Below are 25,252 nucleotides of genomic sequence, written 5' to 3' on the forward strand. Positions count from 1 at the left end.
GCCGGAGCTCCTCTCGGATTCGAGGGCTCCGGCGTTGCTCTTTTCTCAGGCCGACCGGGCGGTGATTCCCGCGGCGTTGCGCTCCTCGGTGGGGAGGGGCGCGGACGTCTGGAAGTAGTCGCGCACCACGTAGCGGCGGGCGACCAGCGTCATCCCCACGGCGGCGATGAGCGCCATGCCCGCGTAGAAGAAGAACTGCCCGGAGCCGGAGAAGATGTTGAGCGCCGCGGAGATGGCCACCGCCACGTTGGCCAGCGTGTTCGTCACCAGCCACACGCTCTGGATGGTGCCCTTCATCTCCCGGGGCGCCTGCGTGTACGCGAACTCCAGGCCCGTGGTGGACATGAGGATTTCGCCCAGCGTCAGCACGATGTACGGGAGGATCTGCCAGGAGATGTTCAGCACCGTGCCGCTCTCCATCGCCACCTGGAAGAAGCCGGCGATGATGAACGACACCGCGCCGAACACGAGCCCCAGCGGCATGCGCCTGAGCGGCGTCAGCTCCCAGCCGGAGCGCTGGAACAGCGGGTACACCACCGCCGTCAGCAGGGGGATGAGCAGCATCACCAGCAGCGGGTTGATGAACTGCATCTGACTGGGCTGGAAGGCGAACCCCAGGATGTTCAGGTCCATGGAGCGCGCCTGCACCACCCAGGTGGACGCCTTCTGGTCGAACAGCATCCAGAAGAACGGCACGAACGGCAGCATCAGCCCGCTCACCCGGAACACCGCCTTGACGCCCTCCACCGACTCCGAGGGGTGCGCCGCCTTGGCGCCGTCCAGCCAGTGGCCGCCCTGGCCCCGGTTCTTCAGCGCGCTGCCCACCACCTTGAAGAACGAGTGCGGGTTGGCCCCCGTCGGCGGGACGATGACGTAGTGGCGCCGGCCCAACCAGAAGATGATGGTCGCGATGAACATCAACACGCCGGGGATGCCGAACGCGACGGCCGGCCCGAAGTTCTTGAGCAACAGCGGGATGAACAGCGACGCGAAGAACGAGCCGAAGTTGATGGTCCAGTAGAAGATGGCGAAGAGCTTCTTCACCAGGTGGCTGTTGGACTCGTTGAACTGGTCGCCCGCCATGGCCGCGACACACGGTTTGATTCCGCCGCTGCCCACCGCAATCAGCGTCAGGCCCGCGAAGAAGCCCGTGGCGTTGTTCTCGAAGATGGCGAGAAACGCGTGTCCCACGCAGTACACGATGCTCAGCCAGAGGATGGTGCGGTACTTCCCGAAGAAGCGGTCCGCGAGATAGCCACCGATGAGCGGGAAGAAGTACACCCCCGCCATGAAGGTGTGCATCAGGCTCTTGCCCTGTGCCTCGCGCAGCCCTGAGTCGGGCACCGCGTTCTTCAGCAGGTAGTCGATGAGGAACACCGTGAGGATGTTCCGCATCCCGTAGAAGCTGAAGCGCTCACACGCCTCGTTGCCGATGATGAACGGTATCTGCGGCGGGAACTTGTTGTTCTGCGCGGCGGGACTCTCAGCCATGAGGCGGGGTGCTCCCTGGTGGAGAAAGGTGGGGGCTCCAAGAAGACAAGAGGCCCAACCCTACCCAACGCGGGGCCCGGACTCCACCGAAGCCCCTCGCGGCACGTCCTCTCGTCCAGGCGGGCGGCCCTCTCCTCCACGGAGGGGCGACCTCCAACCCGGCCTCGCGGTCCGCCTGCCTTCAACCCGTGCGGGCCACGTGCTTCACGCTCCGCTTCGCAGTCCCACCGGAAATCTCCCGTCTGCCCAAGGCCCGGTTCCGGTGACAGTGCGTCTTTGTTGATACACCTTAAGCGGGCTGGGCTGGTTTGACAGGAATTGATAAGGCCCTAGAATGCAACAGGCGTTGTCAATGATTTCGAGGCTCACACCCCACCTGTGAAGTCTTCCTCCAAGGTGGACGGGGGGTTGGGGGTGAATGAAGGCACCCTCAGCCCCCCGCTCCATGTTTTGGATGCGGTGGGAGTGTTCAGCCCGGTGCGGCGTGCTGCACGGGCGTCGAGCCATCCACGCGCTTGCCGACGCGAGCGCGCCGGCTCTTTCCCAGCACGTGCGCCAGGTAGCGGCCGGTGTGGCTGCCCTGAACCTTGGCGACGCTCTCCGGGGTGCCCACGGCGAGCACCTGGCCGCCGCCCGCGCCACCCTCGGGGCCCATGTCGATGAGCCAGTCCGCGCTCTTGATGACATCCAGGTTGTGCTCGATGACGAGCACGCTGTTGCCTGCGGCCACCAGCCGGTTGAGCACGGACAGCAGCTTGCGGATGTCCTCGAAGTGCAGGCCGGTGGTGGGCTCGTCGAGGATGTAGAGCGTGCGGCCGGTGGCCACGCGCGCCAGCTCTCGCGCCAGCTTGATGCGCTGGGCCTCGCCACCGGACAGGGTGGGGGAGGGCTGGCCCAGGCGGATGTAGCCCAGGCCCACGTCGCCCAGCGTCTGGAGCACGCGCATGAGGTCCTTGTGCGCGGAGAAGTGCTCCATGGCCTCGCGCACGCTCATGTCGAGCGTCTCCGCGATGTTCTTCCCCTTGTAGCGCACGCGCAGCGTCGCCTCGTTGAAGCGCTTGCCGGCGCACACCTCGCACGGCACGTACACGTCCGCCAGGAAGTGCATCTCCACCAGCTTGACGCCGTCGCCCTCGCACGACTCGCAACGGCCGCCCTTGACGTTGAAGCTGAAGCGGCCCGGGCCGTAGCCGAACGTGCGCGCCTCCGGCGTCATCGCGAACACTTCACGGATGGCGTCGAACAGCTTGGTGTACGTGGCGGGGTTGCTGCGCGGGGTGCGGCCAATGGGCCGCTGGTCGATGTCGATGACCTTGTCCAGGTGCTCGAAGCCCAGCACGGCCTTGTGCTTCCCGGGAGACTCGCGGCTGTCGTACAGGTGCTTGGCGAGCGCGGGGTAGAGAATCTCGTTGATGAGCGTGGACTTGCCCGCGCCGGACACGCCGGTGACGGCGGTGAAGATGCCCAGCGGAATCACCGCGTCCACGTCGCGCAGGTTGTTCTCCTTCGCCCCTTGAATCACCAGCTGGTGTTTGGGATTGGGCGCGCGGCGCTGCTCGGGGATTTCAATCTCCAGCCGCCCGGACAGGTAGCCGCCGGTGGTGCTGTTCTCGTCCGCCATCACCTGCTTCGGCGTGCCCTGGGACACCACCTGTCCCCCCAGCTCGCCGGCGCCCGGGCCGAAGTCCACCAGCCAGTCCGCCTCCTCCATCGTCTCCTCGTCGTGCTCCACGACGATGACGGAGTTGCCCAAATCCCGCAGGCGCTTGAGCGTCGTCAGGAGCTTGCCGTTGTCGCGCTGGTGCAGGCCGATGGAGGGCTCGTCCAGGATGTAGATGACGCCCGTCAGCTCGCTGCCCATCTGCGACGCCAGCCGGATGCGCTGGCTCTCGCCGCCCGACAGCGTGGACGCGGTGCGGTCCAACATCAGATATCCCAGGCCCACGTCGACCAGGAAGGACAGGCGGCTGCGAATCTCCTTCAGGAGCTCCGTGGCGATCTTCCGCTCCTGCGCCGTCAACCCCAGCTCGCCCAGGAACCCGAGCGCGTCGGAGATGGTCAGCCGGCTCAGGGCGACAATCGAGTGCCCGTGCACCTTCACCGCGCGGCTCTCCGGCCGCAGGCGCTCGCCCTTGCAGGAGGGGCAGGGCTTGTTGCTGAAGTACTTCTGCAGCTCGGTGCGCCGGGCCTCGGACGTGGTCGTCTTGAAGTTGCGCATCAAGCGCTCGACGAGCCCCTCCCACTCCATCTTGTACTGGCCGTTCTCGCCCCACTCGACGGTGAAGCTCTTGCCCTTGCCGCCGTTCATCAGCGTGTCGCGCTCGCGCTTGGACAGCTTCCCGTAGGGCACGTCCAAATCAATCTTGAACGCCTTCGCCAGGCTCTCCACGAAGTCCGCCGTCCAGCCCTCGCCGCGATTCATGCCGCTGGCCCAGGGTTCAATGGCGCCGTCGCGGATGCTGCGCGACGGGTCCGGGACGATGAGGTCCGGGTCCATCTCCGGCCGGGTGCCCAGGCCGTTGCAGTCCGTGCACATGCCCAGCGGGTTGTTGAAGGAGAACGACGCGGGCGTCAGGTCTCCAAAGGAGATGCCGCAGGCGGGGCACGCGTTCAGCTCGCTCATCACCCGGTCCGACGTGGACGCGCCCGCCTCGTCGGTGATGATGAGGGTGCCCTTGCCCTCGCGCAGCGCCGTCTCCACCGAGTCGGTGAGCCGCGTCTTGATGTCCGGCTTGAGCACCAGCCGGTCAATGACGAGCTCGATGTCGTGCTTGGACTTCTTGTCCAGCTCGACGCGCTCCTCCAGGCTCTTGAGCTTCCCGTCGATGCGGGCGCGGGCGAAGCCTCGCTTCTGCGCCTCGGTGAGCAGGTCCTTATGCTCGCCCTTGCGGTTGGTGACCAGCGGCGCCAGCACCTGCACCTTGCTGCCCGCGGGCATCTTCAGGATTTCGTCGACAATCTGCTGCGCGCTCTGCTTGCCCACCTTGCGGCCGCAGTTGGGGCAGTGCTGCACGCCGATGGAGGCGTAGAGCACGCGCAGGTAGTCGTGCACTTCCGTGACGGTGCCCACCGTCGAGCGCGGGTTGTTGCTCGCCGCCTTCTGCTCGATGGAGATGGTGGGCGACAGGCCCCGGATGGTGTCGTACTTGGGCTTCTCCATCTGCCCGAGGAACTGGCGGGCATAGGCGGAGAGGCTCTCGACGTAGCGTCGCTGACCTTCCGCGTAGAGCGTGTCGAAGGCGAGCGAGCTCTTGCCGGACCCTGAGACTCCCGTGAAGACGACGAGCTTCTTCTTCGGGATGTCCAGGGAGACGTTCTTGAGGTTGTGCTCCTTGGCGCCTCGGAGGGAAATGACGTCGGGCTCGGACATGATGGGCGGGCGATTTACCACTGAATAGGTGTTCCGGTAGTGGGAAAACTCGTGACGGTGGGTGGATGGTCGTCAACGCGCGGCGTTGCGCCGCCACTCCCACCCGAGGCCGGCCTCCAGGCGTGCGGCCCGAGAGCACTGGAGGACGGCGGGGGAATCCGATAGAGGGGGCGCCCTCCATGACACCCCGCTGGGTCCTCCCCGTGCGCTTCCGCGGCACGCCGCTGCTCGTCTTCTCGAGCGTGCTGTTCGCGGTGATGGCGCTGTGTACCCGCCTGCTCTCCGGCCGCCTGTCTCCAGGCCAGGTGGCGTCCGGCCGCTTCCTCATCGGCCTGCTCTTCCTCGCCATCTACTATCCGGTGATGGGCCGCGGGCCCCGCTTCGGTCGCCTGCCGCTGTGGTGCTTGCGAGGCATCTTCGGCGGCGCGGCCGTCTATCTGTACTTCGTCGCCATCGACCGGATGACGGTGGGCCCCGCGGTGCTGCTCAACGCGTGCTGGCCCATCTACGCGGCCATCATCGGCTGGGCCTTCTTGAAGGAGCGGGTGACGGGACCCCTGCTCGCGGGACTGGTGCTCACGACGGTGGGCGCGGGGCTCGTCATGTGGAGCACGATGGACGGCGGCGTGTCGCTGACCCTGGGCCTGGGCGCGTGGGCGGGCATGGGCTCCGCGGTGCTGGGCGGCGCGGCGGTCGTCGTGGTGCGCGCGCTGCGCCACGAGACGGACGCGGCCACCGTCTTCCTCTCCTTCTGTCTGTTCGGCCTGCTGTTCAGCCTGCCCTTCGCGCTGCACGACTGGAGGCCGCTCGGCTGGGATGTCGCCCTTCCTCTTCTGGGCGTGGGTTTGACCTCCGTGGTGGCGCAGATGACCTTCACGTATGCGTTTGGCTACGTCACCGCGGTGGCCGGCGGCGTCGCCACGCAGTTGACGCCCGTCTTCTCCTGGGTGCTGGGCGCGGTGCTGCTGGGCGAGGCCGTCTCGCCGCTGGCCGTGACGGGCGCCCTGGTGTGCATGGTGGGCGTTCTCTGGGGCACGGGAATGCTGGACCGCTGGCGCTCCGCGTCGGCCCGCACCGCGACCTGAGCCCCCGGATGGGTGGCGGTTTCTCCTGACTGTTACCCGCCGTTCCTGAAGGAATTCCAGTCCCACCCGGTCCGTGGGAAATGTTGTTCCCACGTCGGGGAAGGCCCTTTCCCAGGCAGGCCCACGGCTTGCCACGTTGGCCGGTGGACTTCGGACCCCTCTTTGGTCCGGGCACTCGGGTTGCAAAGCGCCCCCTCCGCCGGAATCGCGGGGTGCGAGGCCGCGCGGGATCCGGGCTTGGGGAGTCGTGGGGAGGCAGGCATGCGACGTGTGTTTTGGGTGGCGTGGGTGGCGGCGGCGTTGGTCTTTGGGATGGGCTGTGAGCGCCCGTCCTCGCAGAGAGCGAAGAGCGCCTTCGTGGTGCGCCCCGAGACCATCGACTTTGGCCCCGCGGCGCTGGGTCGCACCAAGAGCTTCAAGCTGAAGGTGACCAACGCTGGCCGCGCGTCGTACCGCGTGGAAGGCGCCGTCTCCAGCATCCCCAATGTGTCCGTGCCTCCGTTCGAGCCGTTCACCCTGGGCGCGGGGGCGGAGCGCGAAATCGAGGTTCACTTCAAGCCGGACGTCGAAGGCTCCGTGCAGGGCTCGCTGGAGCTCCTCACGGATGCGGACTCACAGGGCGAGGTGCCGGTGTCCGGGCGGGGCGTGAAGGCCTTCCTGGAGGTGCCCGACACGGAGCTGGACTTCGGCAACGTGTCCATGGGCTTCGTGGAGATGCGGCAGGTGACGGTGCGCAACACGTCGGACGTGGACACGGCGCTGGGCCTGTCCGTCCAGGGCGCGGACGCGGACCAGTTCACCGCGGAGCGCGGTGAGCCGGAGATGCTGGCGCCCGGTGAGCAGCGCGTGCTGTCGGTGGCCTTCGCGCCTCGGCGACTGGGCTTCGCGACGGCGGAGCTGCGTGTCGTGGTGTGCGAGGGCTGTGAGCCGGCCGTGGTGCCGCTCAAGGGCATGGGCGTGGCCTCCAAGCTGGAGGTGACGCCGCTGCGCCTGGACTTCGGGCGCGTGGCGCTGGGGGCCAGCGCGGAGCAGTCCATCACCGTGCGCAACCAGGGCACGGAGCCCCTGCGCTGGTCGGGCGTCGACCTTCAGGCCAATCCCGGCGGGGTCTACCGCGTGGTCAGCGAGCCGGTGCTCAGCGGTGGCATCCTGCCCCCGAGCGCCAGCGTGGAGGTGCGCGTGGCCTTCACGCCCGTGGTGCTGGGGCGCGCGGGTGAGGGCCGGGTGGAGGTGGGGGTGCGGGAGCAGGGATCCTCCGCGCCGGGCCCCAAGGTGTCGCTGACAGGCGAGGGTGGCACGTCCTGCGTGGCGGTGCTGCCGCGCAAGGTGGACTTCGGCGTGGTGGCGGAGGGGATGACGGCGACGCGCGCGGTGGAGGTCGTCAACCGCTGCCGCGACAGCGTGCTCGTCAACAACCTGCGGCTGGACACGGCGCAGGGGGGCTACTTCACCCTGGCGCAGGCGCCGGCCAGCGTGACGGTGCCCTCGGGGCAGTCGGCCTTCGTGGGCGTGACGTTCAGCCCTCGCGTGGGCGCGGCGGGTGCCAGCGAGGGACAGCTCGCCGTCACGGTGCGGGCGGGGAGCACGACGTCGACGGAGGCGGTGGAGCTGAAGGGTGAGGGCCGCGCGTTCAAGCCGTGCCAGTACGCGCTGCCGCAGCAGCTGCGCTTCGGCAAGGTGCCGGTGGGCGCGGAGGTGGCGTTGGGCGTGTCGCTGCGCAACACCGGCGCGGAGGCGTGCTACCTGGCCTCCATGCAGCTGGTGGCGGGCTCGGACCCGTCCTTCGTCGCCGCGGCGGTGCCCAACGGCGTGCTCCAGCCCGGCCAGAAGGCCACGCTCGTCGTGCGCTTCAAGCCGGAGGCCGAGGGCGCCTTCGAGGGGCTCGCGGAGGCGTGGGTGAACCACCCGTCGCTGGGACATCCGCTGGTGACGCTGGTGGGCGAGGGCGTGAAGGGCTGCTTCGCGGTGCAGCCCACCACGGTGGACTTCGGCATCACCAAGCTGTCCTGCGGCCCGCGCACGCGGGAGCTGCTGGCCATCAACGAGTGCATTGGCCCGGTGAAGGTCGCGGGCATGGAGCTGGAGCAGACGGGCAGCGAGTTCGAGGTGGCGTCGGCCAACCCCTTCCCGGCGACGATTGCCCCGGGCGCGCGGGTGAAGCTGACGGCGCGCTACACGCCGACGGACGACGGGGATGACGCGGCGGCCCTGCGCTTCCGGCTGGAGGATGGGGGCGAGTACACGGCGGGCCTGGTGGGCCGGGGCGTGACGAAGGCGGAGCAGACGGACCGCTTCTTCCAGGAGTCGAAGGCGAAGGTGGACGTCCTCTTCGTGGTGGATAACTCGGGCTCGATGATGGAGGAGCAGCAGAGCCTGGGGCAGAACTTCGCGGCCTTCCTGAGCGCGGCGAGCGCGGCGGCGGTGGACTACCGCATCGGTGTCACCACGACGGGGTTGGACCCGTCTCCGGGGGGCTGGTCCGAGTGCCCCGGTGGCGCGCAGGGCGGAGAGAACGGGCGTCTGTTCCCGGTGGATGGCTCGCGGCCCCGCATCATCACCCCGGACACGCCGAACGCGGCGGGGGTCTTCGCCGCCAACACGCAGGTGGGTGTGTGTCATTGGAACGAGCAGGGCCTGGACGCGGCGCACCGCGCCCTGTCGGACCCGCTGCTCTACAACCTGGATGACGTCCGCACCCCTCTGGCCAACGACGGCAACGGCGGGTTCCTGCGCGAGGAGGCGAAGCTGGCCATCATCTTCCTCTCGGACGAGGAGGACTTCAGCTCGCAGCCGGTGTCCTTCTACGAGACGTACTTCCTGGCGCTGAAGGGCAACGACAAGTCGAAGCTCAGCATCAACGCGATTGTCGGCCCCATGGACCTGGCCACCTGCCCCACGTCGAGCAGCTCTGGCAGTCGCTACCTCCAGCTCGCGAGCGCGACGGGCGGCGTGGTGGAGAGCATCTGCACGCCGAACTGGGCCGCGTCGCTGGAGAAGCTCTCCAACAGCGCCTTCGGTCCCAACCGCAACTTCCCGCTGACCGAGGTGCCCGCCGACTCGACGCGCATCGTCGTCGAGGTGGACGGGGTGCAGGTCACCACGGGTTGGCACTACGACGCGCGCACCAACACCATCATCTTCGACCGTGACGCGGCCCCCGCGCCCGGCTCGTTGGTGGAGGTGACGTACCCGCTGGGCTGCAACTAGGGATTGCTCGCGAGGCAGTGACGGCGCCGCGCTTCACCTTCGGGTGGAGCGCGGCGTTTCGCATTCCCTCGCGGCGAGGGACGTCACGGTGGGAACTCGAGGGAAGCACGGACCGCGTCGTGGTCCGAGCCCCCGTTGCGCAGCACCTTGGCCTCCGACAGCGTGATTCGCCGGCCGAGGATGTGGTCGATCTCCACGATGGCCGGAAGGACGGAGGCCGCGCCCGGCCAGGTGGAGCCACAGCTCTCGCCCGGCCCTTCACACGCGTGCTGGAAGTCCGCGGAAGCGAAGGCCTTCATCGCATCACCCGCGCGGCCTTCGTTCATGTCCCCGAGCAGCAGCAGGGGCCCCTGCTCCTTCGAATAGCGCAGCACCAGTGCGTCGGCCTGCTTCTTTCGGAGCACCGCGTTCTTCGCCATGGACTCAACCAGGTCGTCGTCCTTGCGATGCGTGGCCCCCGGCGCCATCAGGTGCACACAGGAGACCTTCAAGGTCCGCCCCGCGAGGCGCACGTCCGCCTCCAGGGCCGGCATGCGGTGTGGCTCCTGGGAGAAGTGCTCCGTGCGAGTCATCGGATGGCGACTCGCGATGCCCACGCCCCAGGTCCCCTTCCGGGGGACGAGCCGGACATGGGGATACTCCTTCCCGAGCCGTTTCCGGAAGGCGCTGGCGAACCCTGGCGTCAGCTCACGCAGACAGAGGATATCCGGCGCCTCCTTCTCGATGAGGTCCAGCGACTTCGCCACATCCTCTGGCGGCGCGGAGTAGAGGACGTTGTAGGTCATGACCGTCACCTTCCCCTGCGCGGGTGGAGGTGACGAAGGTGCGGAAGCTTCCAGGACGGACAGCACCAGGGACGCGGCGAGGCTGGGGGGCCACATATCCAGACCCCATAGCAAGACCTGGGCTCGGACAATCGCAGGCGGCGTGTGGCCCCAGGGAGACGCATTCGGGGGTGACTGTCTCCCCTGGGCCGCGTGCTGATGGCCTACACGGTGGTGTCATCGTTCCCATGTGCAGTGCCCCGGCTGCTGCTGGGGCTGTCGGGGTCCGCGCTGGGATCGGAGCGAACCTGTCCCGAGGGCGGGAAGAGGTTCGGGAACACCCGCTCGAAGACCGCCCGGATGATGGGCGGAAGCAGGGGACCCCCCATGGGGCGCGTACTGGTGGGGCTGTCGCCATCCGTGCTGGGGTCTCCACCCCGAGCGACGCGCGCCGAAGCGGCGAATGTCGAGCGACCCTTCAGGGCCTGGTGGAGCGGGGCGGACCCGTGCTGCCGGTCTCCGGTGGGCTGGGAAGATTTCGGGCGTGGCTGCGCGGCGAGACGCCGCAGCGCGACCGCCGCGTGACGCAAGGGAGGCAACATGAGGGAGCTCCTGACTTCTGAATTCAGGCTTGCTTCATTCTCCAGGGAACCAAGGGCGGAGTTGCCGATGAGCGCTCAAGGCCTCGAATGAGCCTGCTTCCAGAGGGCCACCTCGCGGGCCTGGGCCTGTTTGGCTTTGCCCGCGGAGGTGAAGGCCGCGAGGGCCTCGTCGACGAGCGCGAGCGCCTGGCCTCGTGATGACTTCGCGTCCCAGAGGGCCTGGGCCAGGGTGAACTGGAGCTCCGCCCTGCGCGTGGGGCTCCACCCCAGCGGCTGGATGATATCGAGCGCGCGCTGTGCGGCGACGCGGGCGCGCTCGGGCTGCTTCAACTCCAGCCAGGTGCGAGCCAGCTCGACGAGCGACGTGACGAGGCGGGGCTGACGCGGGCCACCGTCCGCCTCCTTTCTCGCGAGCACCTCCTCCAACTCCGCCAGGGCTTCACGCGGCCGGCCCGTCTTGCGCAGCACGGCCGCGCGCTCCTCCCGCGTGCGCAACGTGGAGGAGTCCTTCGCCCCGAGCAGCCGCGCCTGGAGGGCCAGCGTCCGGTCATACCCCTTCAGCGCCGCGGCGAAGTGGCCCTGACGGTTCTCGAGCGAGGCCAGGGCCAGCAGGGACTGGGCGTACTCCGCATGCTCCTCGCCGAAGGCGTGGGCCGTCAGCGCCAGGGCCTTCTCGTGGTGCACCCGGGCTGAATCGAAGCGCTCGAGTTGCTCGTGCAGGCGGCCCAGGTCGTTGTGGAGGCGGATGGTGTCCAGGTGCGTTTCGCCGAGCGTGGCTTCGCGAAGCGCGAGGGCTTGCTCGTAGAAGGCGATCGCGGCCTCGGGGCCCTCCACCCAGCGGCGTGCGTCTCCCAGGAGGATGAGGGTGTTGGCGACCAGGGGGTGTCCTGCTCCCAGCTCGCGTCGCTGGATGGCGAGCGCCCGCTCGTAGAGCGAGACGGCATCGAGCGGGCTCCCCTGCCGCGTGCGCACGAGGGCGAGGTTGGTGAGGACCTTGGCCGTGTCGAGGTGCTCGGGCCCGAGGGTTCGCTCGCGCAAGGCGAGGGCGCGCTGGTAGTGCTCCAGGGACTGGGGGAGCTGGCCTTCGCCGAAGTACACCAGGCCCAGGTTGTTCTCCAGCCGGGCCGCGCTCTCGTCCGCCGAGCCCACGCGCTCCATCAGCGCCCGCGCCTGGGCGGCGTGCTCCAGCCCGCGCTTCATGTCCTCCAACTCGTAGCCGATGACGAAGACCAGGTCCGTGCTCGCACGCAGGGCCAGCACGTCATGACGTCCGGCGAGCGCGGCCCGCATGGCCTCGGTCCAGGAGCGCTCGGCCTCTTCGTTCCGGGCGAGCCGATGCTCCAGCCAGCCCGCGACATGGAGCACCTCCGCCTCCAGCGGGCGGTAGCCGAGCGCGCGGGCCTCCTCCAGCGCCGCGGTGGCCTCCGTTTTCCCCTGCGCGTAGCGCCCCGTCTCCAGCAGCACCTGGGCGCGCGACAGCCGCAGCCGCGCCTGCTCCATCCGGGCGCGCACGGCGGGGTCCTGGGGTTCGGGCGCGAGGGAGAGGATGGACTCCACGCGTGAGCAGTCGGAGACCGAGGGGAGGCGCAGGGAGGCCTCGGCGGCTTTCTGCACCAGGGCCGAATCGGCGCGCTCCAACGTGTCAGCGAGCACGTCAAGGGATTGGCGCCGGGATTCCAGGCAGGCCATGCGCAGCGCGAGCACGTTCTCCGGTTGCTCGTGGCGCACGTGGGTGGCCTCGCACGTCTCGGTGTAGCCCGCCTCCCAGGCCCGCGCGTAGTCGGAGAGGTGTCGGGATACCGCGTCCATGGTGGACCCCGCCAGGGAAGCACCGGTGGCGAGCATGGCGGCGCGCACCCTGGCCTCGCGGGGGGCGCTCCACACCGGAGCGAGGCGCGCGGCGGCACCGGTGCAGGGCGCGGGCTCGGCGCGCAGCCATGGCAGGAGGGCGAGGGCGGACACCCCGGCGACAGCGCACCCGGTGGCGAGCAGCCGCGCGCGCCGGCGGGCCGGGTCCTTCCCGAGGTCCTCCAGGAGCGCGGTCATGGAGGCGTAGCGGTCCGCGGGCTTGATGCCGAGGCCGCGCAGCACCACGCGACGCACCCAGGCGGGGACGTCCGTGTCGTGCGCGGGGGCCTGGAGGTGCTCGAAGTCAGGAGGCTGGCCCCTGGCGAAGGGGCGGATGCGGAAGAGGGCTTCGTACAAGGCGACGCAGAAGCTGAACTGGTCCCCCCGGGCATCCATGGGCTCGCCGCTCCATTGCTCGGGCGGCATGTAGGCCGGGGTTCCCACCAGGGAGCCCGTGCGCGTCAGGGGCGCGGCGTCGTCATCGGGCACGTTCGCGCGCGGAGGCGTGGCCAGGGCGGGGGTGGTGTCCTGGAGGCGCGCGAGTCCGAAGTCCGTCACACGCGCGCGGCCCTCGCCATCGACGAGCACGTTGTCGGGCTTGAAGTCGCGGTGGATGAGCTGCGCGGCATGCGCGGCCGCGAGCCCCTGGCCCGCCTGCTTGAACAGGTGCAGCACCTCCCGCCACGAGCGAGGGCTGGCCTTGAGCCACTGGCGCAGGGTGGGGCCCTCGACGAACTCCATGGCCATGAAGAGTCGGCCGTCCACGGTGCCCACGTCGAAGACGGTGATGACGTGGGGATGGGAGAGGCGGGCCACGGCCTGGGCCTCGCGGAGCAGGCGCTGCTCCAGCTCCCTGGCGCCGTCACCGTCGAGCGCGCGCACCAGCTTGAGGGCGACCCTGCGGTCCAGCCGAGGGTCATACGCGCTCAGCACCACCCCCATGCCTCCGGCGCCCACGCGGTCCAGGACCACGTAGCGGCCCAACTGGGTGCCTCGCCCGGGTGAGGACGAAGGGGCGTCCGCCGGCTTGTCGGTGCCGGGTTTTTCTCCGGGCGCGTCCATCAGCGTGGTGCGCGCGGCGCCCCGAGCCGCCTCACCCACCAGCGCGAGGCACGCCGAGCAACGGTCCACGTGGGCCTCCACGGCCTGGGCCTGGGACGGTTCCAGGGCCCGCTCGCAGTACGCCAGGAGGGTGTTTTCGTCGGGGCAGTCCATGGCCTCACTCAGCGCAGCAGGTGCCTCACGCTCAAGTCCAGTCCGCTCAGGAGCGTGCGGGCCAGACTTTCCAGCTCGGATGCGTCGACCTTCAGTCGTCGTCGCAGCTCCGCGTGGGTGCGCTCGGTGAGCGTGTCCCTGGCGGCCTTGAGCCACCGCGTCATGGTGGCGCGACTCACGCCATGCACCCGGCCAATGTCCTCCACGCCCACGTTCTCCACGAGGTGCAGCCGGAGGAAGGCGCGCTCGCGAAGCTCCATCGAAGCGAGCGCGGAGGCGATGGACGCTTCGATGTCCGCGTGGTGGCGATGCTTCAGCGCGGCGAAGGAGGCGTCCTGGACAGGCAGCAGCGCTTCCTCCAGGGCGATGGGGCGGGCGGCGCGCTCACGCAGCTCCGTGAGCGCGAGCCGAAGGGCCACGGTGCGGACCCAGGTCTCCAGGGGGCCGCGACCGTCATATTCGGCAAGACGGGGTGGGGCATTCTCGCGGGGCAGCAGCAGGCGTTCGCGCAGCCGTTGCATGGCTTCGTCCACCACGTCGGGGGCCATGTTCCTTCGAGCCAGGGGCTGGCGCGCGGCGGGGAGGAGGCGACGCTCGAAGAGCGCGAGCGCCGCCGGAAGGCCCCGTGCGCAAGCACAGGCGAGGTACAGGTCCTCCACGTGGCGGACCGGGTCCGTCCCGCCGCGTGCGCTCAGGTGCGCGAGGAAGACGCCGCGTTCGAGCACCACGCCGGGCCAGGCGGCGCGGGCCCTGAGGTACGCGTCCTCATCGGGGCGGGGTGGGTCCATGCGGTTGGGAGTGTACAACGCTGGCTCCTGTTCCAGCCCGAGGGCGCGCCGGGGCCGAGTGCTCGTACCGCGCCGAGTCATTCCCGCGGCGGGTGGATGGCGGTGGCGAAGCCTCCGGCGTGGTGCTCGGCGAGGAAGCGGGAGAGCTGGTCCGGAGTGAGTTCGCGGCAGGTGCTGGACGGGTCGTGGACGATGAAGTTGCCCTCGGGCGTCATGCCCGTCACGGCAATCCAGTGGCCTCCGGAGAAGGTGCCGGAGGCGTTGGGCGGCTGCTCGTTGGCGAGCATCACGCTGCTCTCACCGTTGACGGCGACGAGGTTGCCCGCTTCGAGCTGTTGCTGAATCCAGGCCGTATCGGAGCCGGCGTGGGTCTCCGATGTGAGTCCCTGGTTCGCGGCCATCTGCTCGATGCCGACGTAACCGGTGCCTTCGGCGCCCATGCCGATGGAGTTGGCGAGCTGGTTGATGAAGGCGCCATCGGACAGGCCCTCGCCGAGCCCATAGCCCTTGAGAATCATCGCCAGCGTCGTGGGGCCGCAGTTGGAGAAGCGGTTCCAGTCGTCCTCGGTGCCCTCGGAGGAGATCTGATTGATGTACGGCACGGGGTAGCGCTCACCCGGCGCGGAGGGGGTGGAGGGCGTTGAGCCCGGCGTCGGCGTGGCGCCCGGCGTCGGAGCGGAATCCTGGGTGGGGACGGACGGCGGGGGGCCGTCGGTGGGGGTGGGAGGGGCGGGAACCTGGAGCGTGCTGCCTGTGTGGATGAGGTCCGGGTTCTCCAGGCCGTTGAGCTCCACGATTTGTCGCGCGATGTCCTCGACGGGGCCCGGCACGCCTTGCTGCATCAGGCTCCACGAGATATCCCCCACGGTGTCGCCGGGTTGCACCTGCCAGTCGGTGGTCGGGGCCTCCGGCAAGCCGGGTGGAACACTGTTTCTCAGCGCCTCCGCCATCTGGGCGCCCTGCTCACGAAGCGCATGCTGGAGGAGGAGGGCTTCAAGCTTCGCCATCTGCTCGTCCCGCCCGGGGTCGCCGAGCGCTTCGCGCAAGGCGTGCTGCCTGAGCGCGGCGCCGAGGTCCTCGAGCTTCTCGCCACGCCCCGCGTCGCGGAGCGACTCACGGAGCATCCGCGCTCGAAGTGCCTCGCCCAGCTCATCGAGCTTCTCGTTCCGCCGTGCCTGGTCGGCGGCCTCGCGGAGTTCGGTGCCGACGGCACGCCCGAGGTGCTTCAGCCCCTTCGTATCCTCGGCCCTGCGCGGGGAAGGCCCCGGGGCGTCGAAGGCATCCGTGCGTTGGCGCGGCGCCGTCCGTCCGGAGGCGGCTGTCCCGGAGGGACGAGACGTGTCGTGGGAAGGACTCCGCACGGGGCGCGCGGCAAGAGAGTGAAGGAGGGACCGGATGGTCATTTCGTTCTCCGCTGAGAGGGTTTGGAATGTTTGTCGATAAAGCGCGAATATTTGTTTCGTGCGCCGGTGAGGTTTCCTTCATCACCCCGTCGCGCTGGGAGCCTCATTGAACCCCAGTGAATTCATTGGTTTGGCGTGGATTTGAGAGATATTGAGGCACTAATTCCCCGGGTCCCGTCTTCCAGTTGGAGCGGTGTTTGAAACATTGGTTTTGTTTGTGATTGGGGTCCGGGGAAGGGATGGCCTCGTGGGGGGCACCCGCACTGAAGTGTGGGTTTTCTGTCAGCGGTCGGTCCCCTGGGGCACGGATGACTCGACAGGGTGGAGGAGCGGGTGCAGCCTTGCGGACGCGATGCCGGAGCCCCTCCTGGTTGCTGCCCTGGGTGACGTCCACGGTCGCTTCCACCGCGTGGAGACGTGGTTGGACGCGCTGGAGGAGTCTCGTGGGCGGCGTGTGGGAATGGTGCTCGCGGTGGGGGACGTGGAGGCGTTCCGCCGCGCGGATGACCACCGTCGCAAGGCCGCCAAGCGGATGATGCCCGCCGAGTTCGCCGAGTACGCGGACGGGGTGCGGCGCGTGAAGCGGCCGCTCTATTTCATCGGGGGCAACAACGAGGACTTCGATGCGCTGCACGACTTCCTGGACGGAGGCGAGCTGGCGCCGGGCGTGTCCTATCTGGGGCGTGCGGGCGTGCGGGAGCTATGCGGGCTTCGCGTGGCCTACCTCTCCGGCATCCATGCGCCGCGTTTCATCGACCAGCCGCTGAAGCGGCCCGTGACGCAGGACCTGATGAAGCAGGCGGGATACTTCCGCGCGGCGGAGGTCGAGCGCGTGATGTCCCTGCGAGACGTGGACCTGATGCTGGTGCACGAGTGGCCGCGCGGCATCGTCCAGCGCGCCCGCGAGGAGAATCCCTCGCCGCCCCGGCCCCTGCCTTCGTACTGGATTGGGAACGCGGTGACGCGGCGGGTGGTGGACACGGTGCAGCCGAAGTGGCTGTTGTGCGGTCACTCGCACAAGTCCTTCGCGGTGACGTTGGAGGGAGTGGGGCGGCCCGCCACGCGCATCGCCTGTCTGGACCAGGCCACCCGGCCGGAGGAGTCGGTCTTCTGGCTGGAGTACGACGGCTCGACGGTCCAGCGCGTCGGGTGGGGCACCACCGGGCAGGTGGCGTGGGAGGCAGGCCAACGCTGGGACATGTCCGCGCTGCCGCCTGCCCCCGTGGAGAGCGAGGCCACCGCCGACGACGCACCGGTCGGCGCGATGTAGCGCCGCTCAGGGTTGTCCTTCGCCCCAATGCGTGAGCGTCACCCGCGGGTCGGGTGTCACGAGCGGGCTGGGCGGAGGGGGCGGGGCTCCCGGGATGACCAGCCTGCGCCGCACGTTCGCATCGAGGAACCGGCGCGTGGCGCTCGCCGTCGTGGCCCAGCCCTGGGCGATGTCCGCCGCGGACCGCGCGGGCGCGAGGCCCGGGGCCAGCACGCTCGCCGCACCCACGCTGGTGAAGTCCAGGTGCCGCATCCCCGCGATGCGCAGCGTCCATCGCTCCGCGCCGCGCAGGGACTCCAGCAACTCGAAGTCGGGCACCACCTCCGCATCCCCCTCCTGGTAGATGTGGAGCAGCGGGGCGCGATAGCGCTCGGGGTAGAAGTACGGAAGGCCCGTCAGCCAGTCCTTGCCCGCCTGGTTCGCGAGGCCGCCATCCAGGCTCACCAGGGCGGCGGCCTCGGGATGCGCGAGCACGAAGAGGAACGCGGCCCGAGCGCCCAGGCTGTGTCCCACCAGCGCCACGCGGGTGGAGTCGATGCGGCTGTCCGACTGGAGCTGGTGCAGCGTGCGTTCGAGCTCGTGCGCCTGGGCCCGGGCGGTGGCGAGCACGTCGAGGTCCGGTCCAGGCGGCGCGCGCCGAGTGGGTGAGGGCGTGGTCGCCACGACGTAGCCATGGCTCGCCAGGTACTCGGCCAGCACGGCCTGATGCTGGGCGGAGTGGTAGCGGCCCTGGGCCACCAGCACGAGCGGGAATCGGCCCGGCGCGGGCGGCGCGTCAGGCACCGCGGCCATGGGCGAGTCGAGCCAGGCGCTCGTGCTCTCCTCGGGAATGCCTCGGTCGACGAGCCCCTGCTCGTACCGCGTCACGGCCTCGTTCGCGAGGAGCGCGTCACCCGTGGCCTCGGGATGCTCCTCGGAGCTGGTGAGCCCCACGTAGTCGCGATAGTGCACGCGGCGCGTCGGGTCCCCACCCCGCGCGGGATACCAGAGGGTGAGCTGGAGCGTCGATGCGCCCGCCACGTCCGGAGGGAGGGTCCGCACGCGCAGCCCCACGTTCCAGGGCCCCGCTTCAAGCTGTCCCCACAGGGGCGGAGTCAGCACCACCGGCTGCGGAGGAACCAGCAGGTAGGTGGGCGCGAACCTGCTCGCGGACTGGCAGCCCGTCACGAGCAGCAGCGCGGCCAGGGCACCGAGCCACCGCGCGGTCCGGTGCATGCGCGGTGGCGCCGCGCGGAGCCACGCCGCGTGGCTGGAGGCGCTCAGAAGACGCCCGAGACGCCAACCATGCGCGCGCCGGCGACGGGCATCAACCGGGCGGCGGAAGAAGAGCGGCGAGAGGCGTTGGCTTCCACGGTGCCGGTGCGCCCGTGAAGCAGCAGGGGCACCGCGACGCCGAAGGCCGCGCCCAGCAGGGCCCCGGTGGCCACGTCGGTGAGGTAGTGCTTGTCGGCGCCCATGCGCAGCAAGCCCACGGAGGTCGCCAGCGGCAGCCCCACCGCCCAGATCCACGCCTGATGCTCGTAGCCTCGCAGCGCGGCCACCGTGCCGGCGGAGACCACCAGCGAGAAGGCGAGGTTGGTGTGTCCACTGTAGAACGACAGGTTGTTGTCGCTGGGCTGCTCGGTGAGGCCCTTCTGGTCCTCCGGCAGCACGTGGACGAAGGGGCGCTCGCGACCGACGAGGAACTTCACCGTCTGGTTGGCCAGCGTCGCCAGCATGGCGCTCTCCAGGATGATGGTCGCGTCCTGGGCGAAGAACCGGTCCGGGCTGTCCGACGCGCGTCCCATCGCGAACTGCAGGCCCATCACTCCGGCGGGCAGCACGCCGAAGCCCAGGATGTTGCTCCATGTTCCTGCCCGGTGGCGCGACGCCTCCGTGCTCCCCGCGAGCCCCCGGCCCCAACGGTCCACCCGGTTGAGGGTGTCCGTCCCATCCGGCGCCCGGTCACACCAGCGGCACGTCGCCGGCGCCAGGTCGCTCTTGAAGAACGCCTCGCTCGAAATCCAGAGCACCGCGGCCGAGCCGGTGATGACGCTGTCGCGAGCCCAGTCGAACCGCAGCTCATGCAGGCGGGGTGCATCCTCCGCCGCCTGGGCCAGGGCCGGAGTCGAGGGAGCGACCACGAGGAGGAGACCCAGCACGAGACTGGAAAAGGACGAGCGCACGGTTCGCAGCATAAGGGGCTTCGTCTCGTTTTCGAAGAACCGGATGCGGGGGCTGAAGGGGGCAGCCGTCGCTGGCGTGCCGCGATGGGTTTGACTACAAGCAGCCGACTTCCATTCGCATTCCGAGGCACCATCGTGAGTGATCACCCCGTCGATTTGACGGCCGAGACCTTCGAGCAGACGACTGGCAAGCCGGGTCTGGTCCTGGTGGATTTCTGGGCGGAGTGGTGCGGTCCCTGCCGCGCCTTCGCCCCCACCTATGCGTCCACCTCGGCGAAACATCCGGACGTCGTGTTCGGCAAGGTCGACACCGAGGCACAGCAGGAGCTGTCAGGCCGGTTCGAGATTCAGTCCATCCCCACGCTCATGGCGTTCAAGGACGGTGTCGTCGTCCACCGCTCCAGCGGCGCGATGTCGCCGGGGCGCCTGGACACGCTGGTCCGGTCCCTGAAGGCGCTGGACGCCGCCGTCGCCCGGCAGGCCGAGGAGAACAAGAAGCTCACCGAGCAGGGCATCGCTCCTCCCGGCGTTCATCCCGAAGCGGAATGGGATGACAACGACAGCGAGTGGGTCCACGGCGGCAAGGACGCCAAGGGTCGCAACCACGGGCCCTATCGGTATTGGCGCGCGGACGGCACGCTCTGCAACGAGTGCACCTTCGAGCAGGGCAAGCCGCACGGCCCCTTCAAGCGCTTCCATGAGAGCGGCGAGGTGTCCCAGGACGGCGAGTTCGTGAAGGGCGACCTTCACGGCCCCCGGACGTGGTTCGCCTCCGACAAGTTCACCACCGAGCGCATGCACGAGAACGGCGTCTCGGAGAAGGTGCGCAAGACGGTCATGACCTATGACCACGGCCGCGTCGTCGGCGTGAAGCACTACGACGGCGAGGACCGCCGTGTGGTGCCGTCGACGGGAGAGCCGTACCCGGACCGGCCCGCGGGCATTCCCGTGGAGGCGGAGCTGCGCGAGGACCTGAACCAGTGGTCCCATGTGAATCTGAACGCGGAGGGTGAGCGTCACGGCCTGGCGCGCTTCTGGACCCAGGACGGCGAGCTGCTCTGGGAGGGAGAGTTCGTCGACGGCAATCGCCATGGCGTGTACCGCTCGCTGGCGAAGGACGAGTATGCGGACCCTCGGGTGATGTTCGACGAGGGGCGGTTCGAGGGAGACGACGCCTGTGGCACCTGGACGCTGTTCGACCAGGACCGCAAGGTGGTGCTGACGCGGGACCTGGGTGTCGCGCAGGGCGAAGACGAGATGAAGGCCTCGCCGGTCTTCTCCAATCTGCCCCGGTCGGCGGCGGCGTGGCGTGAATACGCGGACACGTGCATCGCGGCGCGCAAGTACCGCGAGGCCCTCCTGGCGCTGGCCCGTGCGACCTCGAGCGACCAGCAGGTGGGGCCGCTGAAGGAGTGGGTGGAGCGCGTGACGCTGCCGCGCACGCCAGAGAACGCGCAGGCGACGGCGGGTCAGGTGCTGGAGAAGGCGTCGGACGCCTGGTCGCCCATGGCGGAGACGCTGGTCCATGGCGGTGACGTGGCCATGCTGCTGCGGGGCTACGCGGTGCTGCTGGACCAGACGGACCGGCCTCGGGCGGCGCTGGACTTCGTCAACGCGGCGCTGCTGTTCGAGCCGACGCGGACGGCGTTCCTGTTCACGCGCGGCCTCATCCTGCTGAACCTCGGGATGGACGAGCACGCGCTGGTGGATGCCGATGGGCTGGCGAAGTCGGAGCCCGGCACGGCGGACTTCCTGCGGGCCTATGCGCACTGCCTGTTCCCCCGGTTCGATTTCTGGCCGGCGAAGGAGACACCGCACTCGACGTACAACGACCTGCCGGAGAAGCCCGCGCAGCAGCTGAAGGCCATCCAGCGGGTCGCCCAGAAGTACGCGACGCGGCTGCAGATGCTTCGTGCGGAGTTGCTCAAGCGCTTCAAGCCGGGCGCGGCCATGCCCTGGATGCCGCCGGATGTGTCGGCGCTGCTTCCTGACGGGCCGGTGGAGCTGGCGGAGGACGAAGTGGAGATTGGCGAGGACTCGGTCGCCGTGGACGAGACGCTCGCCGTGGGGACGCTGGGGCTGCCGGACCTGGTGCGCACGGCTCGCGCGGAGTGGGCCGCGCTGACGTGGCTGCTGTGGGCCTGTGGTGAGACGCAGGTCTCGATGCCGCGAAAGCTGTCGCCGCCGAAGGACTTCGGCCACGCGGCGGGCATGGCCAGTCAGCGGTTGTGGCGCGCGAGGGATCGCCGCGTGACGGGAGGCCGGGGCGCGCAGGCGTCAGGGGCCGCCAGCTTCAAGTTCGAGGGTATCGACATCGACAATGTCCACCCCAACCTGGTGGGCATCGTCGAGCAGCAATACGGCGAGGTGCAGGCGATGTTCTACTGGATGGCCGACAGCGACAATGTGTCTCCCTGGCAGGACAACCTGAGGGGGAGCTGAGTCATGAACAGGACTCCTCGAAAGGTCGAAATCGCGGATCCGCTCTGGACCGCGCTGGAGACGATGAGCCGGGAGATGGGCGTGGACCGCGACGTCCTCGTCAATCAGGCCGTCTTCTCGCTCGCGCGACAGTTCGGGTTCATCCAGCCCACGCAGGTCAGCCTCGCGGAAGCGGTGGCTGCTCCGGCGGTGGTCGCAGTGGCGTCGCCCGCGCCGGTGGCGGCACCCGCGGTCGTTGTCGCCGTCGCCCCGCCCGAGCTGACGGTGGCGAAGGCCCCCGTCGAGACGAAGACGGAACCCAGTGACGCCACGCCGAGCGTCGAGGTCGCCGAGCGCGTTCGGGAGATTGTCCGCGAGGTCGAGCAGAAGGTGGAGCCGCGGCCGGCACCACCGGCTGTCGAGCTGGCGGATACGGAGGAGGACGAGTCCAAGACCGGGGAGCACGAAGGCTCACCGGATTCGGATGAGGCCTTGGCCAGTGACGCGGCGCCGGAGGAGAAGGCCGCCGTCGCGGAGGCTCCCGTCGATGTGGAGGCGCTGCGAGAGGCCGTCGGCGCGCGAGTCCGGGACCTCGTGCGGGATGTCGATCAATGGGTCGAGCCCGTGGAAGCGAAGCCGGAGGAGGACTCGGACGACGAGGACTCGGACGACGACGCTGACGGCGAGGAAACGGACGAGGAGGATTCGGACGAGGGCGCTGAAGACTCGGACGACGACGCTGATGACGAGGACTCGGATGACGAGGGCTCGGATGACGACGCCGATGAGGAGGACTCCGACGACACGGATTCGGGCAAGGACGCTGACGACTCGAATGAGGATGCCGAGGGAGACGAAGACGCGGACGAAGAGGACGAGGCCGCGAGTGGTCCCGCCCTGGCGGACGATGACTCCGCCGACCTGGTGACCCAGGCCAAGGACGAGCGGAAGACAGGCGCCGCCGTCAAGCCGGACAAGACCATCATCGTCCAGGCGCCGCCGGAGCTGAAGGTGCACGTCAAGCTCGACGAGGGCGAGCCCGTGCTCGTCGCGCGCGAGCGGTTCATCATCGGGCGTGGGCCGAGCGCCGACCTGATGGTGAAATCCGCGAGGGTGTCTCGCGAGCACGCGGTCATTCAGCGCGACGGCGATGAGGTCTTCATCGAGGACCTCAAGTCCTCGAATGGCACGTGGTTCGACAACACCCGCATCACCCGTCGGCAGGTGGCGGATGGTGAGGAGTACCTGCTGGGCGGTATCCGCATCACCTTCTCGCTGACCACCTGAGCCGCGAGGGAAGACTCTCTGCCTCCACCGTCTTTCCAGAGGGTGGAGGCAGCCGGGGCTTCAGCGGGACAGTGGTACCGAAGCCACCCAGAAGGTCTCCGGCAGAGGCACCGACGTGCCCTTGAGGAGTCGGTCGCGAAGACGCGCCTCCGTCACCCACACCGTGCCCTCGTCCGACACGGTGAGGTTGACGGGCGACTCCAACTCCGAGGCGAGCACTTCCAGCGTCCTCGGGCCCTGTGTCTTCCCGAGGACCTCGACGCGGATGAGGCGTCCGTCGCCGCTCTGAATCGAGCCTTCGACGAGCAGCAGGCGGCCATCCGGTGCGAAGCGCATCCCATCTGGGTTCTCCAGACGGCGAGGCAGCTCCACCTCGGTGACTCGGGGCGGGGCGTCGGACGACGCTCCGGGGTGAATCAAGAACAGCCGCCCTGGCCCGTAGGTATTGACGGCGAGCGTGCGCCCATCCGCGGCGAGCGCGATCCCGGCGGGGCCGACCGCGCTCATGCCCGTGCCCTGCGCCTTGAAGCGCGGGTCTGTCACCCACGTCTCCAGGTGTTCACCACCGGGGCGCAGGTACAGCACGGAGGCACGGGCGCTGTCCGTGACATAGAGGCCGCCATCCGGCGCCACGGTGAGGTCATTTCCGAGCGCGCCTTCCGGCAGGTGGACGAGCTTGCGCAGCGCCCCCGTGCGAGCGTCGAGCGCGAAGATTCGAGCGTGACGTCGTCCACCCATGGTGCCCTTGGGGCGCAGCAAGCCCATGGCATCGGGAGACGTCCCCCACAGCAGGTTCCGAGGTGCATCCAGACGGAGGCTCGTCGCGGAGAACACCTGCTCCGAGCCGGGAAACAGCTCTGTCCATGCACCTCCGGGCGCGCGTCGGAGCACGCGGCCATCCGCCACGGAGCCGACATAAAGCGTCCCGTCCACGGCGTGGGCGATGCCGTTCGGAATGGTGAAATCGGGAGGGAGTGGCAACTGCTCGGTAACGCGGGGACGCGACTTCGCGCTCACGTCGGAGGCCGAGGAGGCAGGGGCGGGAGGTGACGCCGCCGGGGTGGAGGCGAGCAGCAGGGCGGTCAAGGCACCAGCGAGGGATGGCGAGCACATCCAGTGGACTCCCGAGGCAAGGAGAGGGGACTTCATCGAGCCGCGCAGTGCGGGTTCGTGAAGGGCGCACGAGGCCCGTGGGCCTCGCCGCGCTTCGTCACGGCATACCTGCGAGAGAGGACGGACTCGCGGGGACACGAGGGAAGTAACCCGGGAGTGGTGCCCCATCATCGGAAGTGGGCGCATTAGACTCGTGCGGAAGTCGCAACAATCGGAGGTCGGGCGTGGAGCGCTTGGAGTTGAGGGACCGACTGGAGGACATGCTGGGCTTCTCCGCCGTGGCGAAGGCACTGAGCTTCGCGGATGCGGCGAGGGAGCTGCGGGTGAGCGCCTCCACATTGAGCCGCCGTGTGGCGCGACTGGAGGCGGCCCTGGGGACCGCGCTGCTGCGTCGCACCACCCGTCATGTCTCGCTCACCGAGGCGGGCGCCCTGTACCTGGAGCGTTGCACGGATGTGCTCCATCGCGTCGAGGAGGCGGAAGCGCTCGTGTCCGGGCTCGGAGGCGACCCGAAGGGCAGGCTTCGAGTGGCGCTGCCCAACCTCTTCGGCCAGCTCCACGTCGCGCCGCTCATCGCGGACTTCATGCGTCGCTATCCGCGCATCGAGCTGGAGCTCACCTTCGAGGATCGTTACGTCGACCTCGTCGAGGAAGGGGTCGACGTCGCCATCCGGATTGGCGCGTTGCCGGACTCCAGCCTGGTGGCGCGTCGTCTGGCCACGGTGCGGCGTCTGCTGGTGGCGTCACCTCGCTATCTGCGGGGACGAAAGCCGCCCGCGCGGCCGCAGGACCTGTCGGCCCATCCCTGTCTCCAGTTCAGCCACTTCGCGGACGGAGAGACCTGGACGTTCTCGCGGGGGGCGGAGCGCGCCACGGTCCGCGTGCGGCCCGCGCTGAGGGCGGACAACGCCGAGGCGCTGAGGCTCGCCGCGTTGGGGGGCTGTGGTGTCTCGGCGCTGGCGACCTTCCTGGTGGGAGAGGACCTGCGCGCGGGTCGGCTCGTGCGGGTGTTGGAGGACTGGTCGATACCGGAGGTGGGGGTGTTCGCCGTCCACCCACCTGGGCGACTGGTGGCGTCGAAGGCGCGAGCGTTCGTCGCCTTCGTGGCGGAGCGGCTCGCTGGCGAGCCTTGGGACAGCCCGTAGCCGAGCGGCGCATCACGAGGCTCCGAGGGCGGGAGCGAGAGTGGTAGGGAGGGTGCTGAGTTCCGGAGACGTCATCGC

The 25,252-nt window shown here is 69.3% G+C and carries 16 protein-coding genes; 6 read left to right on the forward strand and 10 right to left on the reverse strand.

The features are described from left to right. Positions 1 to 45 precede the first annotated feature (45 nt). Positions 46 to 1,491 (reverse strand): POT family MFS transporter, encoded by a 1,446-nt coding sequence (locus HUA76_RS20965; RefSeq protein ID WP_141647079.1) that lies wholly within the window; start codon positions 1,489 to 1,491, stop codon positions 46 to 48. Positions 1,492 to 1,960: 469 nt separating this feature from the next. Beyond that, positions 1,961 to 4,861 carry an excinuclease ABC subunit UvrA gene (gene uvrA / locus HUA76_RS20970; RefSeq protein WP_141647080.1) on the reverse strand — a complete coding sequence of 967 codons (2,901 nt, stop codon included), beginning with the start codon at positions 4,859 to 4,861 and terminating at the stop codon, positions 1,961 to 1,963. 179 nt (positions 4,862 to 5,040) lie between these two features. Here uvrA and HUA76_RS20975 point away from each other — a divergent pair, with 179 nt between their 5' ends. Beyond that, positions 5,041 to 5,946 (forward strand): DMT family transporter, encoded by a 906-nt coding sequence (locus tag HUA76_RS20975; RefSeq protein ID WP_174461877.1) that lies wholly within the window; start codon positions 5,041 to 5,043, stop codon positions 5,944 to 5,946. Positions 5,947 to 6,207: 261 nt separating this feature from the next. Continuing rightward, positions 6,208 to 9,153, forward strand: a complete 2,946-nt coding sequence (locus HUA76_RS20980; protein WP_174461878.1) for a choice-of-anchor D domain-containing protein — start codon at positions 6,208 to 6,210, stop codon at positions 9,151 to 9,153. Positions 9,154 to 9,236: 83 nt separating this feature from the next. Here the strand turns inward: HUA76_RS20980 and HUA76_RS20985 are convergent, their stop codons facing one another. The 5 genes from HUA76_RS20985 to HUA76_RS45440 form a co-directional block, all read right to left on the reverse strand. Next, the gene (locus tag HUA76_RS20985; RefSeq protein ID WP_174461879.1) at positions 9,237 to 10,034 is read right to left on the reverse strand and encodes an endonuclease/exonuclease/phosphatase family protein; all 798 of its coding nucleotides are present in this window, start codon (positions 10,032 to 10,034) and stop codon (positions 9,237 to 9,239) included. A gap of 107 nt (positions 10,035 to 10,141) precedes the next feature. After that, the gene (locus tag HUA76_RS20990; protein WP_174454920.1) at positions 10,142 to 10,519 is read right to left on the reverse strand and encodes a hypothetical protein; all 378 of its coding nucleotides are present in this window, start codon (positions 10,517 to 10,519) and stop codon (positions 10,142 to 10,144) included. A 75-nt stretch (positions 10,520 to 10,594) separates the two neighbouring features. Continuing rightward, complete coding sequence (locus HUA76_RS20995) at positions 10,595 to 13,582, reverse strand: serine/threonine-protein kinase (RefSeq protein ID WP_174461880.1); 2,988 nt, start codon at positions 13,580 to 13,582, stop codon at positions 10,595 to 10,597. 8 nt (positions 13,583 to 13,590) lie between these two features. Then, the gene (locus HUA76_RS21000) at positions 13,591 to 14,370 is read right to left on the reverse strand and encodes a transcriptional regulator (protein WP_174461881.1); all 780 of its coding nucleotides are present in this window, start codon (positions 14,368 to 14,370) and stop codon (positions 13,591 to 13,593) included. A 77-nt stretch (positions 14,371 to 14,447) separates the two neighbouring features. After that, on the reverse strand, positions 14,448 to 15,731 hold the full coding sequence (locus tag HUA76_RS45440; protein ID WP_174461882.1) for a C39 family peptidase: 1,284 nt from the start codon (positions 15,729 to 15,731) through the stop codon (positions 14,448 to 14,450). 394 nt (positions 15,732 to 16,125) lie between these two features. Between HUA76_RS45440 and HUA76_RS21010 the strand changes: the two genes are divergently transcribed. Continuing rightward, complete coding sequence (locus HUA76_RS21010) at positions 16,126 to 17,043, forward strand: metallophosphoesterase (RefSeq protein WP_174454924.1); 918 nt, start codon at positions 16,126 to 16,128, stop codon at positions 17,041 to 17,043. Between the two features lie 6 nt (positions 17,044 to 17,049). Here the strand turns inward: HUA76_RS21010 and HUA76_RS21015 are convergent, their stop codons facing one another. After that, positions 17,050 to 18,258: a dienelactone hydrolase family protein gene (locus tag HUA76_RS21015; protein ID WP_174461883.1), complete on the reverse strand. Its 1,209-nt coding sequence runs from the start codon at positions 18,256 to 18,258 to the stop codon at positions 17,050 to 17,052. A gap of 44 nt (positions 18,259 to 18,302) precedes the next feature. Beyond that, entirely contained in the window at positions 18,303 to 19,220 is a 918-nt protein-coding gene (locus HUA76_RS21020; protein WP_174461884.1) for a phosphatase PAP2 family protein, read from the reverse strand. A gap of 123 nt (positions 19,221 to 19,343) precedes the next feature. Between HUA76_RS21020 and HUA76_RS21025 the strand changes: the two genes are divergently transcribed. Continuing rightward, positions 19,344 to 21,650, forward strand: coding sequence for a thioredoxin domain-containing protein (locus tag HUA76_RS21025; RefSeq protein WP_174461885.1), 2,307 nt, complete (start codon positions 19,344 to 19,346; stop codon positions 21,648 to 21,650). Between the two features lie 3 nt (positions 21,651 to 21,653). Next, entirely contained in the window at positions 21,654 to 22,916 is a 1,263-nt protein-coding gene (locus HUA76_RS21030) for an FHA domain-containing protein (protein WP_174454928.1), read from the forward strand. Positions 22,917 to 22,976: 60 nt separating this feature from the next. On the opposite strand, the gene HUA76_RS21035 is transcribed toward HUA76_RS21030, so the two are convergent. After that, on the reverse strand, positions 22,977 to 24,029 hold the full coding sequence (locus HUA76_RS21035; protein ID WP_174461886.1) for an SMP-30/gluconolactonase/LRE family protein: 1,053 nt from the start codon (positions 24,027 to 24,029) through the stop codon (positions 22,977 to 22,979). Positions 24,030 to 24,253: 224 nt separating this feature from the next. Between HUA76_RS21035 and HUA76_RS21040 the strand changes: the two genes are divergently transcribed. Further along, complete coding sequence (locus HUA76_RS21040) at positions 24,254 to 25,174, forward strand: LysR family transcriptional regulator (protein WP_217439897.1); 921 nt, start codon at positions 24,254 to 24,256, stop codon at positions 25,172 to 25,174. The last annotated feature ends 78 nt before the right edge of the window (positions 25,175 to 25,252 follow it).

The organism is Myxococcus sp. CA056 (assembly GCF_013336715.1).
In the GTDB taxonomy this organism is placed as follows: Bacteria; Myxococcota; Myxococcia; order Myxococcales; family Myxococcaceae; genus Myxococcus; species Myxococcus llanfairpwllgwyngyllgogerychwyrndrobwllllantysiliogogogochensis.

What these genes read in the sequence shown, in the direction of transcription:
- HUA76_RS20965 (WP_141647079.1), bottom strand. Translation starts at nt 1,491, where the DNA reads ATGGCTGAGAGTCCCGCCGCGCAGAACAACAAGTTCCCGCCGCAGATA.
- uvrA (WP_141647080.1), bottom strand. Translation starts at nt 4,861, where the DNA reads ATGTCCGAGCCCGACGTCATTTCCCTCCGAGGCGCCAAGGAGCACAAC.
- HUA76_RS20975 (WP_174461877.1), top strand. Translation starts at nt 5,041, where the DNA reads ATGACACCCCGCTGGGTCCTCCCCGTGCGCTTCCGCGGCACGCCGCTG.
- HUA76_RS20980 (WP_174461878.1), top strand. Translation starts at nt 6,208, where the DNA reads ATGCGACGTGTGTTTTGGGTGGCGTGGGTGGCGGCGGCGTTGGTCTTT.
- HUA76_RS20985 (WP_174461879.1), bottom strand. Translation starts at nt 10,034, where the DNA reads ATGTGGCCCCCCAGCCTCGCCGCGTCCCTGGTGCTGTCCGTCCTGGAA.
- HUA76_RS20990 (WP_174454920.1), bottom strand. Translation starts at nt 10,519, where the DNA reads ATGTTGCCTCCCTTGCGTCACGCGGCGGTCGCGCTGCGGCGTCTCGCC.
- HUA76_RS20995 (WP_174461880.1), bottom strand. Translation starts at nt 13,582, where the DNA reads ATGGACTGCCCCGACGAAAACACCCTCCTGGCGTACTGCGAGCGGGCC.
- HUA76_RS21000 (WP_174461881.1), bottom strand. Translation starts at nt 14,370, where the DNA reads ATGGACCCACCCCGCCCCGATGAGGACGCGTACCTCAGGGCCCGCGCC.
- HUA76_RS21010 (WP_174454924.1), top strand. Translation starts at nt 16,126, where the DNA reads ATGCCGGAGCCCCTCCTGGTTGCTGCCCTGGGTGACGTCCACGGTCGC.
- HUA76_RS21015 (WP_174461883.1), bottom strand. Translation starts at nt 18,258, where the DNA reads ATGCACCGGACCGCGCGGTGGCTCGGTGCCCTGGCCGCGCTGCTGCTC.
- HUA76_RS21020 (WP_174461884.1), bottom strand. Translation starts at nt 19,220, where the DNA reads ATGCTGCGAACCGTGCGCTCGTCCTTTTCCAGTCTCGTGCTGGGTCTC.
- HUA76_RS21030 (WP_174454928.1), top strand. Translation starts at nt 21,654, where the DNA reads ATGAACAGGACTCCTCGAAAGGTCGAAATCGCGGATCCGCTCTGGACC.
- HUA76_RS21035 (WP_174461886.1), bottom strand. Translation starts at nt 24,029, where the DNA reads ATGTGCTCGCCATCCCTCGCTGGTGCCTTGACCGCCCTGCTGCTCGCC.